This window comes from Rhodococcus sp. GA1 (assembly GCF_024321955.1).
Taxonomy (GTDB): domain Bacteria; phylum Actinomycetota; class Actinomycetes; order Mycobacteriales; family Mycobacteriaceae; genus Rhodococcus; species Rhodococcus pyridinivorans.
Genome location: NZ_CP097186.1, coordinates 1,191,199 through 1,207,855 on the forward strand (window position 1 = coordinate 1,191,199; position 16,657 = coordinate 1,207,855).

The window sequence follows — 16,657 nt, forward strand, 5'->3', positions numbered from 1 at the left end:
GTAAAGTACTGAACCACATCGGGAATCGAACCGATGATGTCCGTCCGGCCCAGGGCCGGTGAACGATCCGGAGCTCCCCTCCGGAGGAGGACTCTCCGGTGACGGGCGCGAGGGCCGTCGCAGACGAAGCACCCCACGTCCCCGGAGGTTTCCATGCGATGTTCCCCGACACCGAGCCCCTTCCACGGCCGGCGCACCCACTGCTGACATGTGCGGCACGATCTCGTCCACCCTCACGCTGGTAGGACGATTCGATCCGGGCGCCATGGCGCACTTCGTCGCCGCCCGCGCCGACCTGCTGCAGGTACGTGCCACCGTCGTCACTGCGACCCGGCATCGCATCGAGCTGCGCACCGAGGGCGACCCCGACCTCGTCGACGCCCTCGAAACGGCCTGCGCTCTCGCCCCCGGCACCAATGTCGTCCTCGATCTCACTTCGACCGAGAGGAACCCGACCCCATGACCGTCTGGACTCCCGTCGCTCTCGCCCGCGACATCGGGCCCGGCACCGCGACCGGCACCACCGTCGACGGGGACTCCGTCGCGCTGTGGCGCGGCACCGACGGCGCCGTGCACGCGTGGGCCGATCGTTGCCCGCACCGCGGCATGCGCCTGTCCTTCGGATTCGTCCGCGAGGACCGCCTCGTCTGCCTCTACCACGGGTGGCAGTTCGACGGCGCCGGCGCGTGCAGACACGTCCCTGCCCACCCGCGGATGGAACCGCCGAAAACCGTGAAACCGCAGCAGTATCGGACCGTCGAGAGCACCGGATTCGTGTGGGTGGCCCCCACCGATGCCGACGGCGCACCCGACGTTCCCGACACGGCGATCACCCCGGTGCGATCGGTGTGGATCGACGGTGACCGGGACACCGCCCTCGCCCTCCTCGGCCTGGACGGAACCGGTGCCGTCGCCACTGGCACGATCGACGGAACCGACGTGATCGCCGGCATCCAGACGATCGACGCGCACACCACGGCCGTGCACGTCGTCGCCGCCGGCGTCGTCCCGGCCGACACCGTGAACGCCCTCGTCCACCGACTGCACGAACTCCGCGACTCCGTGTCGTCCGCGCGAGAGGTAGTGGTCTCATGAACATCCCTGTCCTGCACGACTTCCCGCTCGACCCGCGGTGTTACTCCGTACGACTGGCACTGGCGCTGCTCGGCGTCGAGCATCGCGTGCAACCGGTCGACGTGTTCCCCGGTGGCGCCCACCTCGAACCGCCCTACCGCGAGCTGACCCCCACCGGCGTACTTCCGGTGTTCGAGACCGGAACGGCGACCCTCGTCGGATCGATCGACGTCCTCGTCCACATCTCCGGCGGAACCGCATGGGCCGCACCGTCCGACGACTGGATCGACTTCGCGACCGGACCGCTCGAACAGTTCTACTCCTGCCGGGAACGATCGCTGTACACGACGGATCCCGTCGACACCACGGCCGCTCGCGCGGTGGTGCAGTCGCTCGACGACCTCCTCGCGTCCCGCACGACGGACGACGCATGGGTGGCCGCCGACCGGCCGACCGTCGCCGACATCGCCCTGTTCCCCGCCGCTGCCCTGAGCCGGGACATCGCAATCGACCACGACCGCTACCCCGCCCTGCGCAGCTGGATCCGGCGCATCAAGCAACTTCCCGGCTTCGTGGAGATGCCCGGAATCCCCGTCTTCCCCTGATCTTTCCGACCGCCCACATTCCGAAAGGACGCCACATGCAACAGTCCACCGTCGACGCGGTGATCCGCGGCCTGGAGAAGGCCGGCGTCACCACCGTGTGCTACCTGCCCGACTCCTTGTTCAAGGAGCTCTACCCCGCCCTCGACGCGCACCCCACGATCCGCACCATCCAGGTCACCAACGAGGGTGAGGGCGCCGCGATCTGCGGCGGAATCTTCCTGTCCGGCAAGCGTGCCGCGCTCATCATGGAGAACTCCGGCCTGCGTGCGTCCGTCGAACCCCTCGCCCGCATGGGCCTCGGTGCCGGCATCCCGGTGATCATGCTCATGAGCTACCGCGGCGAACTCGGCGAGAACAACTGGTGGGCCGTGCCGCACGGCATCACGATGGAGCCGATCCTCGATGCCCTGCGCATCCCGTACCGCATCGTGCGGGAGGAGGACGCGATCGAACGCGCCATCCACGACGCGTTCGAGTGGTCCTACTCCGCCTACCACCATTCCGCCATCGCCCTCGGAGGAGGACTCGTCCGATGACCACCATGCGCATGACCCGATTCGAGTGCATGCAGGCACTCGCCGCCCGGCTCGAGAACGAACTCGTCATCCTCTCCCTCGGCGCGAGCGTCGACGAGTGGTACAACGCCGCCCCGCACATGCGCGAGGCCAGCCTGTTCCAGCAGCAGCTCGGCTGCGTGACCCCGCAGGCGTTCGGTCTCGCGGTGGGCCTGCCGCACCGACGCATCGTCTCGCTCGACACCGACGGCGGCATGCTGTTCAACCTCGGCATCCTCGCTACCCTCGCCAACGAGCAGCCCCGCAACCTGTTCACGGTGGTGTGGGACAACGAGTGCTACCAGTCCATCGGTGGGCCGCCGACCCATACGGCGAAGGGCAAGGTCGACATCGCCGCGATCGCCCGCGGAGCGGGAATCGAGAAGGCCTACACCGCGGAGACCCTCGAAGAGTTCGACAAGCACTGCGTCGCAGGGTTGTCCGCGGACGAACCGTACGTGCTCGTCGCGAAGGTCTCGAGCGTCGTGCAGCCGGGCATCAAGCGCAAGCACAGCGACGGCCGGGAGGACAAGTACATCTTCGTTCGCCACGTGGAGGCGACGGAAGGCATCACCATCATGGGTCCCAGTGAACACAACTGAAGTGAACACAACCGACGGATTCGACTACGTCGTCGTCGGCGGCGGGTCGGCGGGGTGCGTCCTCGCCGCCCGTCTCACCGAGGATCCCGACACCACCGTGCTGCTCCTCGAGGCCGGACCGGACCACGCCGGTCTCGCCTCGATCGACGCGCCGGCGACCTGGGCGGGACTGCTCGGCGGCGACTACGACTGGGGGCACAGCTACGCGCCCAACCCGTTGCTCGACGGTCGCGCCGTGCCCATCCCCCGCGGCCGGGTTCTCGGCGGATCGAGCAGCCTCAACGCGATGCTCTGGTATCGCGGGCACCCCTCGGACTACGACGCGTGGGAGACCGCCGGCGCGAAGGGCTGGAACTTCGCGTCGCTGCTCCCCTGGTTCCGCCGTGCCGAGGACTGGGAGGGCGGCGCCACCGCCTTCCGCGGCGCCGGAGGCCCGGTGCGCATCACCCGGCCCGCCGACCCGCATCCCATCGCCACCGGATTGCTGAACGCCGCAGCCGAACTCGGCATGGCCGTGCTCGACGACTGCAACGGACCGGACATCGAAGGCGCCTCCCTGGCGAACCTCACGATCGACGACGGCCATCGCGTCAGCACGGCTCGTGCCTATCTCGATCCGGCGCGGACCCGGCCCAATCTCACCGTGCGCACCGACGTCACGGTGTCGGGGTTGGTGTTCGACGGCGACCGGTGCGTCGGTGTGCGGTACGGCAGTGGAAGCACGGACACCGTGGTCCGTGCCGACGCCGAGGTCCTGCTCTGTGCCGGTGCGATCTCGAGCCCGCACCTGCTGCTGCTCTCCGGGATCGGCGATCCCGCGCACCTGCAGGAACACGGAATCCCTGTCCACACCGCACTTCCCGGTGTCGGACGCAACCTTCAGGACCATCCCCTGCTTATGGGTGTGAACTTCCGGGCCCGCAACCCGCTCGGGCCGGTCCGCGACAACAGCGGCGGCGCGATCCTGAACTGGCGCTCGGACCCGTCGCTGGACCTGCCCGACCTGCACGCCTTCGTCGTCCAGGGTGCGCACGCCACCCCGGAGGTGGCCGCACGCTACGACGTCACCGGCGACGTCTTCGCGATCTCCCCGGGTCTCATGCGCTCCTACAGCGTCGGACAGCTGAGCCTGCGGTCCGCGGATCCGGGCACAGCACCGATCATCGATCCGCGCTATCTGTCCGATCCCCGCGACCTCGACGCCCTCGTCGCCGGCCTCGACCGCATCTTCGACCTCGCCGAGACCTCCGCGCTACAGGAACTGGTCGAGGCACCCGCCGCACCGGACCGTCGTCTCGGCCGCACCGACGCCGAGGCCTTCGTCCGCTCCAGCTGCGCGACCTTCTTCCACACGGGTGGCACGTGCGCGATGGGCGTGGGACCCGACGCCGTCGTCGACCCGGACCTGCGTGTCCACGGCGTGGACGGACTGCGCGTCGTCGACGCCTCCGTCATCCCGGTGCTCCCGTCGTGCAACACGAACGCCCCCGTGATCGCCCTCGCCGAGCGCGCGGCCGCGCTGATCACCGGAACCGAGAGGAGACTGTCGTGACGACCAGCATCACCACACGCTGCGACGACCCGGTCGTGCTGAACCAGTGGTATCCGGTCTGTTCCGAACAGGAGGTCGCCGAGGGCGTCGTGCGCACCCGCCTGCTCGGCGCCGACATCGAGTGCAGCGTCGACGCCGACGGCGAACCGACGGTGCGCGACGGCGACGCCGTGCTTCCGGTGCAACGCCGATACGGGTTCGTGTGGACCACGCTCGGCACCCCCGACAAGGACGTCTTCCCCATCGACGAGGCCGACGAACCCGACCGGCGCTACGTGCCGTGCGGGTGGGTCACGCTGCGGTCGTCGCCCGGCCGGGTGGTCGAGAACTTCCTCGACATGGCGCACTTCCCGTTCGTGCACACCGGCATCCTCGGAGGCGAGGCCGCCACGGAGGTCGCACGCTACAAGTGGGAGATCCGCCGGGAGACCGACGAGGTGTGGGCCACCGACTGCACGTTCTTCCAGCCGCAGATCTCCGCGGCCTCCGAAGGCACGTTCGCGCAACTGACCTACCGCGTCCCGAATCCGTATCAGGTGATGCTCTACCGGGTCTCGCCCTCCGATCCCACCCGTCTCGACGCGATCGCCCTGTTCATCCAGCCGATCGACGAAACCCTGTGCCGCGCACAACCGGTGATGTACCTCGTCGACCCGGATTCCACGCACACCGAACTGGTGCAGTTCGAGCAGGTGATCTTCCTGCAGGACCGCATCATCGTCGAGAACCAGCGTCCGCTGCTACTGCCGCTCGATCCGCGCGACGAGATCCCCACCCGCGCCGACGCCTCGTCGGTCACCTACCGGCGCTGGCTCAAGGCCAAGGGACTGCGTTGGGGCGCCCTGCCGTTCCGTCCCGTCCATCCCCGAGGAGCAGACACGTGATCACCTCCGCCCTCCCCCGGTACTGCGCCGACTTCCTCCGCGACGGCACGAAATCGCTGCTCGTCGACGGCCGGTGGATCCCCGGTTCCGGCGAACCCTTCGAGACGATCGACCCGGCCACCGGCGTGCCGCTCGCGACGCTCGCGTCGGCGGGAGCCGGCGAGGTGGACACCGCGGTCGCCGCCGCGCGCCGCGCCCTGCAGAACGAGTGGGCGTCGTGCACCCCCGCGGCCCGCGCTCGCGTGCTGTGGCGGATCGCCGAGACCATCGACGCCCACGCCGACGAACTCGCCGAACTCGAGACCCTCGACCAGGGGAAAGCCTGGGCGACCTCCCGTTTCGCGGAGATCCCCTCCGCAGCCGAGCAGTTCCGTTACTACGCGGGTTGGGCCACGAAGATCACGGGGACCACCGTCACGCCCTCGATCACCTACGCACCTCCGGGACGGAAGGTCGTCGCGCACACAGTGCGCGAACCGGTCGGTGTGGTGGCTGCGATCGTGCCGTGGAACTCACCGCTGCTCATGGCCGCGATGAAGCTGGCGCCGGCGCTCGCCGCGGGATGCACCGTCGTGCTCAAGCCGGCCGAGGACACCTCGCTGACCGCCCTGCGGTTCGGCGAACTGCTCGCGCAGAGCGGAATTCCCGACGGGGTCGTCAACATCCTCACCGGTGGCGGCGAGGTCGGGCGCATGCTGGCCGAACACTCGGGGGTGGACAAGGTGACGTTCACCGGGTCCACGGAGGTCGGGAAGAAGCTCGTCGCCTCGGCCGGAGCCCGCAATCTCTCGCGGCTCACCCTCGAACTCGGCGGAAAGTCCCCGGCGGTCGTCTTCGGCGACACCGATCTGCCGCTGACGATCCCCGGTCTCGCGCGCGGTATCTTCGCCAACTGCGGGCAGGTGTGCGTTGCCGGTTCCCGGATCTACGCCGAACGGCGCGTCTACGAGCAGGTCGTCGACGGTCTCGCCGCTGCTGCGGACACCCTGCGGCTCGGCCACGGACTCGACGACGACACCGACCTGGGGCCGCTGGTGAGCCTGCGGCACCGCGAGACGGTGGCGTCCTACGTCGACGACGGAGTCCGCGCGGGTGCCACGGTCGTGACGGGTGGTCGCATGGTGGGCGAGACGGGCAGCTTCTACGAGCCCACCGTGGTGGTCGACGCCGCCCCGGATCTGCCGATGATGCGCGAGGAGATCTTCGGCCCGGTCGTGACGGTGACACCCTTCGACGATCCCGACGAAGTGATCACCTGGGCCAACGACACCGACTACGGTCTCGCGGCGAGCGTGTGGACAGCGGATCTGTCGCGGGCCCACAGGGTGGCCGACGCGATCCGCGCCGGCACCGTGTGGATCAACTGCCACTCCTACTTCTCCCCCGAACTGGTCAAGGGCGGCCACAAGCAGTCCGGCTGGGGTTACGAGAACGGCGCCGCCGGGCTGGAGAACTACTTGGAGACCAAGACGGTGTGCTTGTCGATCTGATCGTCGGTCGGGGCCCCGAGGTACGCGTGCGTCGCTTCGAACCGCGACTGCAGGTACTCGCCGGCCCCGATCGGTGGATGGATCGGCTCCGCACCCGGTTCGACACAGGTCGGGATCGCCTCGATCACGGCGTGGTAGTCCGGAGTGACGAAATAGGGCAGCGAATAGCGGTGTCCGTGCGTGGGATTGAGCACGCGATGACGGGTGGAGACGTAGCGGTGGTTGGTCCATCGGGCGATCATGTCGCCGAGGTTGACGATCAGCGCGTCGGGCGGGGTCACGACGTCGATCCACCCGCCGCCCCGCGCGGCGACCTGCAGCCCGCCGATGTCGTTCTGGGCGAGCAGCGTCAACGAGCCGTAGTCGGTGTGAGGCGCGATGCCGAGTGCGGTGTCGCCGACGGGAACGGGTGGGTAGTGCAGCATACGGAGCGACGCGAGCGGGTCGGTGAACATCGGCACGAAGGCGTCGGCGTCGAGACCGAGAGCGAGTGCGAGACCGCGCATGAGGTGAGCGTTGATGTCCAGGCATGCCTTCGCGTACTCGTCGGCGACGCTCTTGAAGCCGGGCATCAGCGAGGCCGGCCACTGTGCCGGACCGTGCAGCGGCGTGCCCGCGATCACCTCCGGATGATCGGCCGCACGGTCGGTGGTGATGTCGAAGGCCTCCTTGCCGTCGGCTCCGACGGTGGGGTCGAGTGTCTCGGTCTTCGACGGCACGTATCCGCTGTGGCAGGTGGATTTCGCGATGGCGATCTCCATCTTCTCCTCGAAGGGCAGCGCGAAGAAGCGCCGCGCCTGCTCCATCGTCGCCGCACGGAGGTCGGGGTCGAGTCCGTGACCGGTGACGACGAAGAAGCCGAGGTCGGTACACGCGGCGTCGAGCGCGTCGGCGACGGCATACGGGTCGCTCCCGTCGCGCAGCGGATGCAGATCGATGAGAGGCAGGGATTCCATGGGTGACTCCTGGCAGGAACGGACCGATGATCGCTCTGAGTTAATTCCTGCGATGCTGCGGGTCCGTCTCGCTGCGGTGAGGACCGTGTTACGGATCCTGGGAACGCGCTCCGACGCAGAGCACCAGGCGAGCCGGCACCGAACCCCGATGGCGCCACTGCATCTCGGTCCCCGCCGCGGCGAACAGGCAGTCCCCCTCCGCAAGCTCGACCGCCGGGCGTCCGCGTACCTCCACCTCGAGCCGTCCGCCGGTCATGACCAGCACGAGATCGTCCGAGCGACGGAACCAGCCGGCGATGTCGTCGTCCGGGCCGATCTCGTACTGGTACACCTCGGCGATCGCTCCGTTGCCGCGGGCCATCCAGGTCACCGGTGCCGCAGGGGTTCCCGTCACCGCCCGCGCGAGGCGTCCCTCGGCGCGCACCACCAGTACGTCGTCGGCAAGCGCCGGATCGAGGAAGTCCGACGGCGACCGTCCGAGCGCGTCGGCGATCCTGTACAGCGTCGCGAGCGAGGGCGCGTTGAGGCCCCGTTCGACCTGACTGAGGAACGCCTGGCTGACCCCGGCGCGCGAGGCCAGCGCCCGCGCGGTGAGTCCCTCCTGTCTGCGAACGGCGCGGATGACGCTGCCCACCCGGGCGACGCGATCCTGTTCCGGCACTGCATTCTCCGTCGGCATCACGAACTTCATTCCCTTCCGCCGCCCGAAACACAATCGTCATGAATCGGACACGACCGCTCAACTACCAACCTGGATCGTCTCGACTCGACACATAGCGATTACTCGGAAGGCCCCACCGTATGGTGACAGCAACTTCGACCGCGAGCATCACCACCACTGCGGGAGTGACAGAATCGGTTCCCGCCGAGGGCGTCGTGATGCGCGGTATCCACCGGTCCTTCGGTGAGAACACCGTCCTGCGCGACGTGTCGTTGCATGTGCGCCCCGGCGAGGTCTACGCACTGCTCGGCGAGAACGGCGCCGGCAAGTCGACCCTGATGCGCATCCTCACCGGGCTTCTCCCGCCCGACTCCGGTTCCATTGCGGTGGACGGAGAGTCGCTCATCGACGGAGGCCGGGAACGGATCGCGATGGTCCACCAGCACTTCATGCTCGTGCCGAGCATGACGGTTGCGGAGAACTTCCTGCTCGGCCGGTCCCGCGGAGTGATCGGCCGGAAGCGCCTGCGGCGCAACGAAGCCGAGATCGCCGCCCTCGCGAAGAACACCGGTCTCGCCTGCGACCCCACCGCACGCGTGGAGAACCTGTCGGTCGGCGAGCAGCAGCGCGTCGAGATCCTCCGAGCCCTGCACCTGGGCGCCCGTTACCTGCTGCTCGACGAACCGACCGCGAATCTGGCTCCGGCCGAGGTGCACTCACTGCTCGCACAGGTCCGCCGACTCGCCGCCGAACGCGGCGTCGGGATCGTGCTCATCACTCACCATCTGGAAGAGGTCCTCGAGGCCGCCGATCGGGTCGGTGTGCTGCGGGGAGGACGGCTCGTCGCCGAACGCCCCATCCGCGGGAACGGCGCCGAGAGGGTCACCACCGCCGAACTCGCCCGCGACATGGTCGGCCGTGAGGTCGGGCTCGGTATCCGCCGTGCGGCCACCGAACCGGCCGGGAACCGGATGCTCGAACTGGTCGGTGTGTCCGTCCCCGGTCAGTTGCACGACGTGACCCTGCGGGTCGCATCCGGGCAGCTCGTCGCCGTCGCCGGAGTCGAGGGCAACGGCCAGTCCGCCCTCGAGGACGTCCTGTCCGGGCTCTCCCCCGACTCCACCGGTGCGGTGGTCGTCGCCGAACGGGAGATCGACTCCTCGTCCCCCCGCGCGATGCGCGAGGCCGGTGTCGGCATCGTCCCCGCCGACCGCTACACCCGGGGACTGATCAAGTCGTTGGGAATCGACACCAATCTCGCGATCGACAGCTACACCGATCCCCCGCTCGCCCGTCGCTGGGGCCGCCTGTCGCGGGCAGCCGTCCGCGAACGCGCCGAGCGCATCATCGCCGCCCTGTCGGTCAAGGCCCAGAGCCCGCGCACGCTCGCCGGCACCCTGTCCGGTGGGCACGCCCAGCGCGTGGTGCTCGGCCGGGTCCTCGACGGTGAGCCGGACGTCCTCGTCGTCGCCCAGCCCACCCGCGGTCTCGACATCGGCGCCACCGAGTTCGTCTGGGACACGCTCGTCGACCATCGCTCCCGGGGCGCCGCGATCCTGCTCATCTCGTCCGATCTCGACGAGATCTGCAGCCTCGCCGACAGGATCGTCGTGCTCTACCGCGGACGGATCGTCGCCGAGTTCGACGAAGGCCCGTTCGACCGCGAAGCCCTCGGCTCGGCCATGGGCGGATTCCAGGAGGCTGCAGCATGACCGCCACGCTCAGCCCACCGGTGATGACGCCACCCGAGCCGCCCACCGCGTCGCGGATCCGGAGTCTCACGACCACTATCGGGGTGCCGCTACTCGCCGTCGCCGTCGGTCTCGCGGCGGGCGGGATCCTCATCGTCCTCGCGGGCGGTGATCCGGGGCAGGCCTACGCGACGATGCTCGACGCCGCTCTCGGCGGCGATACGCAGCTCGGCCGCCTGCTCACGGGTATGACGCCGCTCGTCCTCATGGGTCTCGGCTACGCGATCGCGTACCGCACCGGCTTCATCACCATCGGCGCGCAGGGCCATTACGACGTCGGCGCGATCACCGCGACGGCCGTGGTGCTGAGCATGCCGTTGGGGACGAGCTGGATCGCGATCCCGATCGTCGCCGTCACCGCCGCGGCCGCAGGTGCGTGCATCGGCGGCATCGCAGGCGTGCTGAAGGCGCGGCTCGGGGTCAACGAGATCATCTCGTCGCTCATGCTCAACTACCTCGTCTTCTACACATTGGCGTGGGCGGTGCGCAAACCCCTCGCCAATCCCAACGGTTTCACCCCCGAGTCCGAGCGCATTCCCGACTGGGCCGCACTCGCGACGATTCCCGGCACCCGCATCCACATCGGTGTGTTCGTCGCGATCGCGGCGGTGCCGCTGGTGTGGTGGCTCATGCGTTCGACCCGGTTCGGTTTCGCGTCGCAGATCGTCGGTGGGAGCCCGAGCGTCGCCGAGGCCAATGGCATCTCCGTCGCCCGCACCGTGGTCACCTCCGCTCTGATCAGCGGCGCACTCGGCGGTATCGCCGGCGCGATCATGTTGCTGGGCAGCGAGTTCCGACTGTCGCTGGCGATCTCCTCCGGGATCGGGTTCACCGCGATCGTGGTAGCACTGCTCGGGCGTCGCAATCCGTTCGGCATCGTGCTCGCAGCAGCATTGGTCTCCGGGCTGACCCTCGGCAGTCAGGCGGTGCAGCGTACCCAGGAGATCCCCGCGTCCATCGGCACCGTCGTCCAGGCAGTGATGATCCTGACGGTGCTGCTCGCCAACCGAATCGTGGAGCGTGCTCGATGAACTGGTCCGATGTCCTGGGCGCCGGTGCGCTCGTCCCGCTGTTCACCGCTGCGCTGCGGCTGGCGGTGCCGATCATCCTCGCCGCCGCCGGCGCGTGCCTCGCCGAGCGCTCGGGGCTGATGAACCTCGGTATCGAGGGACAGATGATGGTCGGCGCGATCATCGCGTTCGTGACGGTGTACTACACCGGGCAACCGATGCTCGGCGCCGCCACCGGCGCCGCCGCGGGCCTCGTGATCGCCGCGATCGTCGGCTACCTGACGATCACGATGGCCGTCGACCAGATCATCACGGGGATCTCGGTGGTGATCCTCGGGACCGGACTCGCGTCCTTCCTGTACCTGCAGGTGTTCGGCATGACCGGTACACCGCCGCGCATCCAGGGCACCATTCCCCTCGACCTTCCGGTGCTGTCCGACCTGCCGGTGCTCGGCCCGATCGTGTTCTCGCAGTCCCCGCTCGTCTACCTCGCGCTCGCACTCGTCGTCGCCCTGTGGTGGGTGCTCACCCGCACGGCCTTCGGCCTGTCGATCCGCGCGGCCGGGGAAAGCCCCGAGGCCGCCGACTCGGTGGGCGTCTCCGTCCCCCGCACCCGATGGAGCACGCTGCTGATCTCCGGCGCCGCAGCAGGTATGGCCGGCGCGCTCGTCATCGACAGCCTGGGCTTCTTCCAGGACGGCATCACCGGTGGTCGCGGCTGGATCGCGCTCGGTGTCGTCATCCTCGCCCGGTGGAATCCGCTCGGCGCCATCGTCGGTGGCTTCATGTTCGGTCTCGTCGACGCCTTCCAGCTGCGCGTACAGGCCGCGTCCGGTGGACAGGCCACGTCGGTACCGTACGAGCTGTTCCAGGCCATGCCGTACGCGGTGACGTTGCTCGCGGTCATCGCCACAACCGTGTGGTTCTCGCGCAGCAATTCCCCGAAGGCGCTCGGCATCCCGTTCGTGCCCGCGAAATAGCTTTCCGTCAGCTTTCCCGTCAGTCCTGGGGTTCGCAGTCGCGAGCCCTCCCTTCCCCGAGGAGAACCACGTGAAGAAATTGGGTACCGCTGTGGCGGCCGCCGCCGTCGTCGGAGCCGCCGTGACCGGGTGTTCGAGTTCCGACCCCGGTGGGAGCGGCTCGGCCGACGGGGTCGTCAAGGCCGCGATCATCACCTCGGGTCCGGTCAACGACGTCGGCTGGAACCAGGGCATGGTCGAGGGCGCCGAGAAACTCGAAGCGGAAGGTCTTATCGACCTGACCGTGGTGCAGCAGGATTCGGGCGCGACCTCGGAGCAGATCGCCCAGATCGTCACCGACCTCGCGGAGGACGGCAACCAGCTCATCGTCGGCCACTCGTTCAATTACGGCGAACCCATCAAGGGCATCATCGCCGACTACCCCGACGTGCTGTTCGCCTATCCCGGCGGCTTCGGCGACATCACCGCCAACCTCGCCGACTACAGCCAGCCGTTCTATCAGGGTTCGTTCCTCACCGGCATCCTCGCCGGCGACCTGACGGAGACCGGCATCCTCGCCGGCACCGCCGGTTTCGAGATCCCGGTGTGCAAGGCCCAGATCGAGGCGTTCGCCGACGGCGCGCGCCTGACCTACAAGGGCCCCGGTGAGATCCAGTTGCGTCCGTCCTACATCGGCGGATGGTCCGACGCGGCGGCCCAGACCATCGAGGCCGTCAACGCCCTCGTCGACCAGGGCGCCGACCAGTTCTCCACGTGCGGTGTCGACGCGGCCACCATCGAGGGCGCCAAGCAGCGCGGTGTCGGCGTCGCCGGCTACACGATGGATCAGACCCCGCTGGCACCCCAGAACGTCGTCTCCTCCGTCGTGTGGAATCTCGACGAGGTCCTCCGCGCGATGATCGCCGACGTCGAGGCCGGCAACGTCGACCCGGCGAAGTACTACGAGGTGGACATCACCGAAGGCGGCCTGGACGTCGTCATCAATCCGGCCTTCGCCGACAAGATCTCGCCCGAGGCGATGGCGCTGTTCGAGGAGTACCGCGAGAGGATCATGGCCGGCGAGTTCGAGGTCGAGTACAAGGGCGGCGACTGACCCGGAGCACCTCCTGTAGAACGAACGAGACCGACCTTGTGCGCGATTTCCCACCGGATTTCGCACACAACGTCGGTCTCGTTCCGTAGCTTCGACCTTTGTGAAGATCCGACCTATGTTCGGACGCGCTCCGCGCACCACTCCACCAGCGCCGCCGCGAGGTCGTCGCGGGCGGACAGCTGTGGCGCATGGTCGGACTCGAGCGACACGACCTGCGCACCCGGGGTGAGGCGTTGCATCCCCCGTTGGGTGACGAGGGGAACCGAACGATCCAGTGTCGCTTCGACGTACAGGCGTGGCAGGCGCCCGAATCGTTCCGGTGTCCAGCTGGGCGCCATGAGCCGGGTGGTCTCGAGTTGCGGCACGAGTCGGCGCGCGGCACCGATCGCGTCGGCCGAATCCGCCTCGTGGAAGAACACCGCCGCACCGGCCTCCGGGGGCACGATCGTCCCGCGACCGTCCTCGGTGGGTTCGAGCCATCGCGAGATGCCCACCGGCGATTCGAGACCGATTCCGTCGCAGAGCATCCCGAAGTCGACCCCGGACGGAAGCATCATCCCCGCCACATAGGCGACCCCGGTGACACGCTCGGGTAGCATCTCCGCGACCTGCGTGACGACGATGCCGCCACCGGAATGGCCGACGAGGATCACCGGACCGTCGAGTCCGGCAACGTGGTCGGCCACGACCGCGGCGACGTCGTCGAGCGTCACGTCGTCGGCACCCCACGATCCGACACCGGGAAGCTCGAGCGGATGTGGGACGTGCCCGGCCCGACGGAGCGGTTCGAGCAGTGTGTCCCACACCCAACTTCCGGCCCACGCGCCGTGCACGAGCACGACATGACTCACTCGCGGTTCTCCCCCGTCGCCGCCAGCACCCGGGCGGCTTCCCGCACAGCAGCGGTGTTGGCCTTGCCGTGCCGCGACCCGGCGAGCTTCGCTTTGATGTGATCGCGGATCAGGATGGGTTCATAGGGTTCCAGGCCCGCATATTCGGGCAACGTGGAGACCACCGCATCGACGTTGCCGTCGTGGAAGAACGCCACCGAACGACGGCGCCGGATCCTCCCGTCGACGATCGGCGGCTTGACGCGGTGCAGCGTCGACATCCACCGGTCGTCGGTGATGCGGGCGGTGAGATCGCCGAGATTGACCAGCAGGGCGCCGGGCAGCGGTTCGACGTCGTGCCAGACACCGTCGGAGCCGAGCACCTGCAGCCCCGCGACCCGATCGGCCCACAGCACGGTGACGATCCCGAAGTCGGTGTGCTCACCCATGCCGGTGAGATCGCCGTCGAGGTCGACGGTGCCCTCGGGCAGCGCGTAGTTGTTCATCCGCAACACGTCGATCGAGTGGTCGGTGAGCCGTTCGAAGTAGTCGGGGGCCTGCCCGAGGGCGTCGGCGAAGATCCGGGTGAGGGTCCGCGCGACCCGCGAAGCCTCGGTGAAATAGGTCTGCACACGGTCCTCGAAGCGGGGGACGTCGGGCCAGACGTTGATTCCGTAGTCGTCCTCCGACAGGTCCAGGTGGGCGAACGACCGGGCCTCCACGCCGACGTTGTACGCCTCGAAGAAATCGTTCATGCGGCTGGCGGATTCGACGCCGAGGCTCAGGCTCAGCGACTCGCTCTTCGGCGGGCTGTACCCGCGGTTCGCACCCACCACCCGATACTGCTGCTTGTCGTCCATCGGCAGACCGAAGAAGTCGTCGAGGGCATCGGCGAGGCCGTCGACCACCGGATCGGAAATGCCGTGTCCGAGAATCTGAACGAATCCCACACGGCTGCAGGCTTCGTCGATCTCACGGGCGACACGAGCTCGTTCGGCCTCGTCGCCGGCCCGAACGTACGGGCCGATGTCGACGGCGGGAACGACGAAGGCGTCAGACGGCGACTGGTTCATGGGCAACTCCGTTGGGAGAGATGGTACCGGCCGAGGTGACGGGGGCCGGCGTGCCGGACCGGGACGCGCGAGCCAGTGTCCCGAGACGAGTGTGGTTCAACAGCAGGTTCAACGAGAATGCCGCGATCGCGGCGAGCGTGATGCCGCTGCCGAGCAGGATCTGCGCAGCGGACGGGAAGCGCTCGAACATGCCCTCGGCGAGTTCGGGCAGCAGACCCACACCCACCGCGACGGCGGCGATCGTCGAGTTGATGCGGTCGGACAGGTCCACCGAGCGCAGCGTGTTGATGCCCACGAGGGCGACGGTGGCGAACAGGATCAGGCCGACACCGCCGACCACCGGCTTCGGCAGCGCCGCGACCACCGAGCTCACCTTGGGCAACGCGCCGAGGACCACGAGGATCGCACCCGATGTGGCGGTGACGTAGCGGCTGTAGACGCGGGTGGTGGCGACCGCACCGACGTTCTGGGTGAAGACGGTGTCGACGAAGGCATTGAAGACACCCGCGAGCACGGCGGACGCTCCGTCGCCGGCGAGTCCACGAGCGATGTCGCCCTTGCTGACGCGCTTGCCGGTGATCTCGGCGACGGCGAGCATGCTCGCGGTGGACTCGGCGAAGACCACTGCCATGACGATGCTCATGGCGACGACCGCGGTGATCGGGAATTCCGGCGCACCGAAGTGGAAGGGCGCGGGCAGACCCACCCACGACGAACCGGTCACGCCGCCGAGGTCGATCAGGCCGAGCGGGACCGCGACGACCGTGCCGACGGCGAGGGCGATCAAGACCCCGAGCTGGGCCCAGATGCCGCGACCGAGGCACAGGAAGGCAACGGCGACGCCGATCACCAGCACGGCCAGGGCGATGTTGGTGGGCGAGGCGAAGGTGGGCGACGACGGGTCGGTACCGACGATCAACCCACCGGCCACGCCGATGAGCGAGATTCCTACGACGGTGAGAACGGCACCGGTGACGAGCGGCGGGAAGAAACGGATGATCCTGGCGAAGGGCCAGGCCAGGGCGAGACCGACGATGCCGCCGATCAGCATGGAGCCGTAGACGGCCTGCAGGCCGTATTCCTTCGCGATGAGGATCATCGGCGTCAGGCCGGCGAAGGTCGCACCGCAGACGATGGGTAGGCGGACACCGATGAGTTTGCCGACACCGAGGCTCTGGACGATGGTGATCAGACCGGCGATCAACAGGTCGGCGCTGATGAGCATCGCGATGGTGTCTCGGTCGAGTCCGACGGCCGCGCCGAAGACCAACGGGACGGTGATGCATCCGGTGTACATGATCAGGACATGCTGGAGGCCGAACGCGAACTGCCGGAGGAACGGTAGTCGCGCGTCGACGGGGTGCGGTGAGGTCATGTGATCGCTCCCATTTCGGATGCAGTGCTGTATACGGTGCCGGATACAGCTTGGGGGCCGAAGTTTTCGGGCTCGAGTCATCGTGTTTCGCGCGGGTAAGAAACCGCTCACCGCACCCGCATCGGAGCTAGGCCGTGTTTCGAAAGTGATCTTGAACCGAGATGGTG

Annotated in this window: 17 protein-coding genes; 12 read left to right on the plus strand and 5 right to left on the minus strand. The window is 68.4% G+C overall.

Going from position 1 to position 16,657, the window contains the following annotated elements; all coding sequences use genetic code 11:
- Window positions 1-208 precede the first annotated feature (208 nt).
- Genes M3330_RS05535 through M3330_RS05570 form a run of 8 tightly spaced genes read left to right on the plus strand, consistent with a single transcriptional unit; the run spans window position 209 to window position 6,761 of the window.
- On the plus strand, window positions 209-463 hold the full coding sequence (locus M3330_RS05535) for a hypothetical protein (protein WP_255027380.1): 255 nt from the start codon (window positions 209-211) through the stop codon (window positions 461-463).
- Window positions 460-1,095 carry a Rieske (2Fe-2S) protein gene (locus M3330_RS05540; protein WP_255027389.1) on the plus strand — a complete coding sequence of 212 codons (636 nt, stop codon included), beginning with the start codon at window positions 460-462 and terminating at the stop codon, window positions 1,093-1,095. Before M3330_RS05535 ends, M3330_RS05540 begins: the two co-directional genes overlap by 4 nt.
- Window positions 1,092-1,679 carry a glutathione S-transferase family protein gene (locus M3330_RS05545; RefSeq protein WP_255027391.1) on the plus strand — a complete coding sequence of 196 codons (588 nt, stop codon included), beginning with the start codon at window positions 1,092-1,094 and terminating at the stop codon, window positions 1,677-1,679. The genes M3330_RS05540 and M3330_RS05545 overlap by 4 nt, the downstream gene beginning before the upstream one ends.
- Before the next feature lie 35 nt (window positions 1,680-1,714).
- Complete coding sequence (locus M3330_RS05550; protein WP_016693649.1) at window positions 1,715-2,215, plus strand: thiamine pyrophosphate-binding protein; 501 nt, start codon at window positions 1,715-1,717, stop codon at window positions 2,213-2,215.
- Window positions 2,212-2,835, plus strand: coding sequence for a thiamine pyrophosphate-dependent enzyme (locus M3330_RS05555; RefSeq protein WP_016693650.1), 624 nt, complete (start codon window positions 2,212-2,214; stop codon window positions 2,833-2,835). The genes M3330_RS05550 and M3330_RS05555 overlap by 4 nt, the downstream gene beginning before the upstream one ends.
- Window position 2,836: 1 nt before the next feature.
- Window positions 2,837-4,387 carry a GMC family oxidoreductase gene (locus tag M3330_RS05560; protein ID WP_255027396.1) on the plus strand — a complete coding sequence of 517 codons (1,551 nt, stop codon included), beginning with the start codon at window positions 2,837-2,839 and terminating at the stop codon, window positions 4,385-4,387.
- A complete protein-coding gene (locus tag M3330_RS05565) occupies window positions 4,384-5,271 on the plus strand; it encodes an aromatic ring-hydroxylating dioxygenase subunit alpha (protein WP_088896660.1) in 888 nt (295 codons plus the stop codon). Before M3330_RS05560 ends, M3330_RS05565 begins: the two co-directional genes overlap by 4 nt.
- Window positions 5,268-6,761: an aldehyde dehydrogenase gene (locus M3330_RS05570; RefSeq protein ID WP_255027408.1), complete on the plus strand. Its 1,494-nt coding sequence runs from the start codon at window positions 5,268-5,270 to the stop codon at window positions 6,759-6,761. The genes M3330_RS05565 and M3330_RS05570 overlap by 4 nt, the downstream gene beginning before the upstream one ends.
- Here the strand turns inward: M3330_RS05570 and M3330_RS05575 are convergent.
- Window positions 6,725-7,717 (minus strand): isopenicillin N synthase family oxygenase, encoded by a 993-nt coding sequence (locus M3330_RS05575; RefSeq protein WP_255027410.1) that lies wholly within the window; start codon window positions 7,715-7,717, stop codon window positions 6,725-6,727. The genes M3330_RS05570 and M3330_RS05575 overlap by 37 nt on opposite strands.
- A gap of 88 nt (window positions 7,718-7,805) precedes the next feature.
- Window positions 7,806-8,378: a helix-turn-helix domain-containing protein gene (locus tag M3330_RS05580; protein ID WP_255027412.1), complete on the minus strand. Its 573-nt coding sequence runs from the start codon at window positions 8,376-8,378 to the stop codon at window positions 7,806-7,808.
- 140 nt (window positions 8,379-8,518) lie between these two features.
- Here M3330_RS05580 and M3330_RS05585 point away from each other — a divergent pair, with 140 nt between their 5' ends.
- The 4 genes from M3330_RS05585 to M3330_RS05600 all read left to right on the plus strand — a co-directional run bounded on the left by M3330_RS05585 (window position 8,519) and on the right by M3330_RS05600 (window position 13,212).
- A complete protein-coding gene (locus tag M3330_RS05585; RefSeq protein WP_006550609.1) occupies window positions 8,519-10,090 on the plus strand; it encodes an ABC transporter ATP-binding protein in 1,572 nt (523 codons plus the stop codon).
- Window positions 10,087-11,160 carry an ABC transporter permease gene (locus M3330_RS05590; protein ID WP_255027422.1) on the plus strand — a complete coding sequence of 358 codons (1,074 nt, stop codon included), beginning with the start codon at window positions 10,087-10,089 and terminating at the stop codon, window positions 11,158-11,160. The genes M3330_RS05585 and M3330_RS05590 overlap by 4 nt, the downstream gene beginning before the upstream one ends.
- Entirely contained in the window at window positions 11,157-12,119 is a 963-nt protein-coding gene (locus M3330_RS05595; RefSeq protein ID WP_006550611.1) for an ABC transporter permease, read from the plus strand. Before M3330_RS05590 ends, M3330_RS05595 begins: the two co-directional genes overlap by 4 nt.
- Window positions 12,120-12,189: 70 nt before the next feature.
- A complete protein-coding gene (locus M3330_RS05600; protein ID WP_228044946.1) occupies window positions 12,190-13,212 on the plus strand; it encodes a BMP family protein in 1,023 nt (340 codons plus the stop codon).
- A gap of 113 nt (window positions 13,213-13,325) precedes the next feature.
- On the opposite strand, the gene M3330_RS05605 is transcribed toward M3330_RS05600, so the two are convergent.
- From M3330_RS05605 to M3330_RS05615, 3 genes are read right to left on the minus strand one after another with little or no spacing between them, the layout of a single operon-like run.
- On the minus strand, window positions 13,326-14,063 hold the full coding sequence (locus M3330_RS05605) for an alpha/beta fold hydrolase (RefSeq protein ID WP_006550613.1): 738 nt from the start codon (window positions 14,061-14,063) through the stop codon (window positions 13,326-13,328).
- Window positions 14,060-15,115: an isopenicillin N synthase family oxygenase gene (locus M3330_RS05610; RefSeq protein WP_039586343.1), complete on the minus strand. Its 1,056-nt coding sequence runs from the start codon at window positions 15,113-15,115 to the stop codon at window positions 14,060-14,062. The genes M3330_RS05605 and M3330_RS05610 overlap by 4 nt, the downstream gene beginning before the upstream one ends.
- Window positions 15,096-16,490, minus strand: a complete 1,395-nt coding sequence (locus tag M3330_RS05615) for a uracil-xanthine permease family protein (RefSeq protein ID WP_039586344.1) — start codon at window positions 16,488-16,490, stop codon at window positions 15,096-15,098. The genes M3330_RS05610 and M3330_RS05615 overlap by 20 nt, the downstream gene beginning before the upstream one ends.
- Window positions 16,491-16,657: the final 167 nt, after the last annotated feature.

Excerpts from the sequence above, each read along its gene's own strand:
- M3330_RS05615 (WP_039586344.1), bottom strand. The coding sequence starts at position 16,490 with ATGACCTCACCGCACCCCGTCGACGCGCGACTACCGTTCCTCCGGCAG.
- M3330_RS05610 (WP_039586343.1), bottom strand. The coding sequence starts at position 15,115 with ATGAACCAGTCGCCGTCTGACGCCTTCGTCGTTCCCGCCGTCGACATC.
- M3330_RS05545 (WP_255027391.1), top strand. The coding sequence starts at position 1,092 with ATGAACATCCCTGTCCTGCACGACTTCCCGCTCGACCCGCGGTGTTAC.
- M3330_RS05575 (WP_255027410.1), bottom strand. The coding sequence starts at position 7,717 with ATGGAATCCCTGCCTCTCATCGATCTGCATCCGCTGCGCGACGGGAGC.
- M3330_RS05540 (WP_255027389.1), top strand. The coding sequence starts at position 460 with ATGACCGTCTGGACTCCCGTCGCTCTCGCCCGCGACATCGGGCCCGGC.
- M3330_RS05595 (WP_006550611.1), top strand. The coding sequence starts at position 11,157 with ATGAACTGGTCCGATGTCCTGGGCGCCGGTGCGCTCGTCCCGCTGTTC.
- M3330_RS05590 (WP_255027422.1), top strand. The coding sequence starts at position 10,087 with ATGACCGCCACGCTCAGCCCACCGGTGATGACGCCACCCGAGCCGCCC.
- M3330_RS05585 (WP_006550609.1), top strand. The coding sequence starts at position 8,519 with ATGGTGACAGCAACTTCGACCGCGAGCATCACCACCACTGCGGGAGTG.
- M3330_RS05555 (WP_016693650.1), top strand. The coding sequence starts at position 2,212 with ATGACCACCATGCGCATGACCCGATTCGAGTGCATGCAGGCACTCGCC.
- M3330_RS05550 (WP_016693649.1), top strand. The coding sequence starts at position 1,715 with ATGCAACAGTCCACCGTCGACGCGGTGATCCGCGGCCTGGAGAAGGCC.
- M3330_RS05535 (WP_255027380.1), top strand. The coding sequence starts at position 209 with ATGTGCGGCACGATCTCGTCCACCCTCACGCTGGTAGGACGATTCGAT.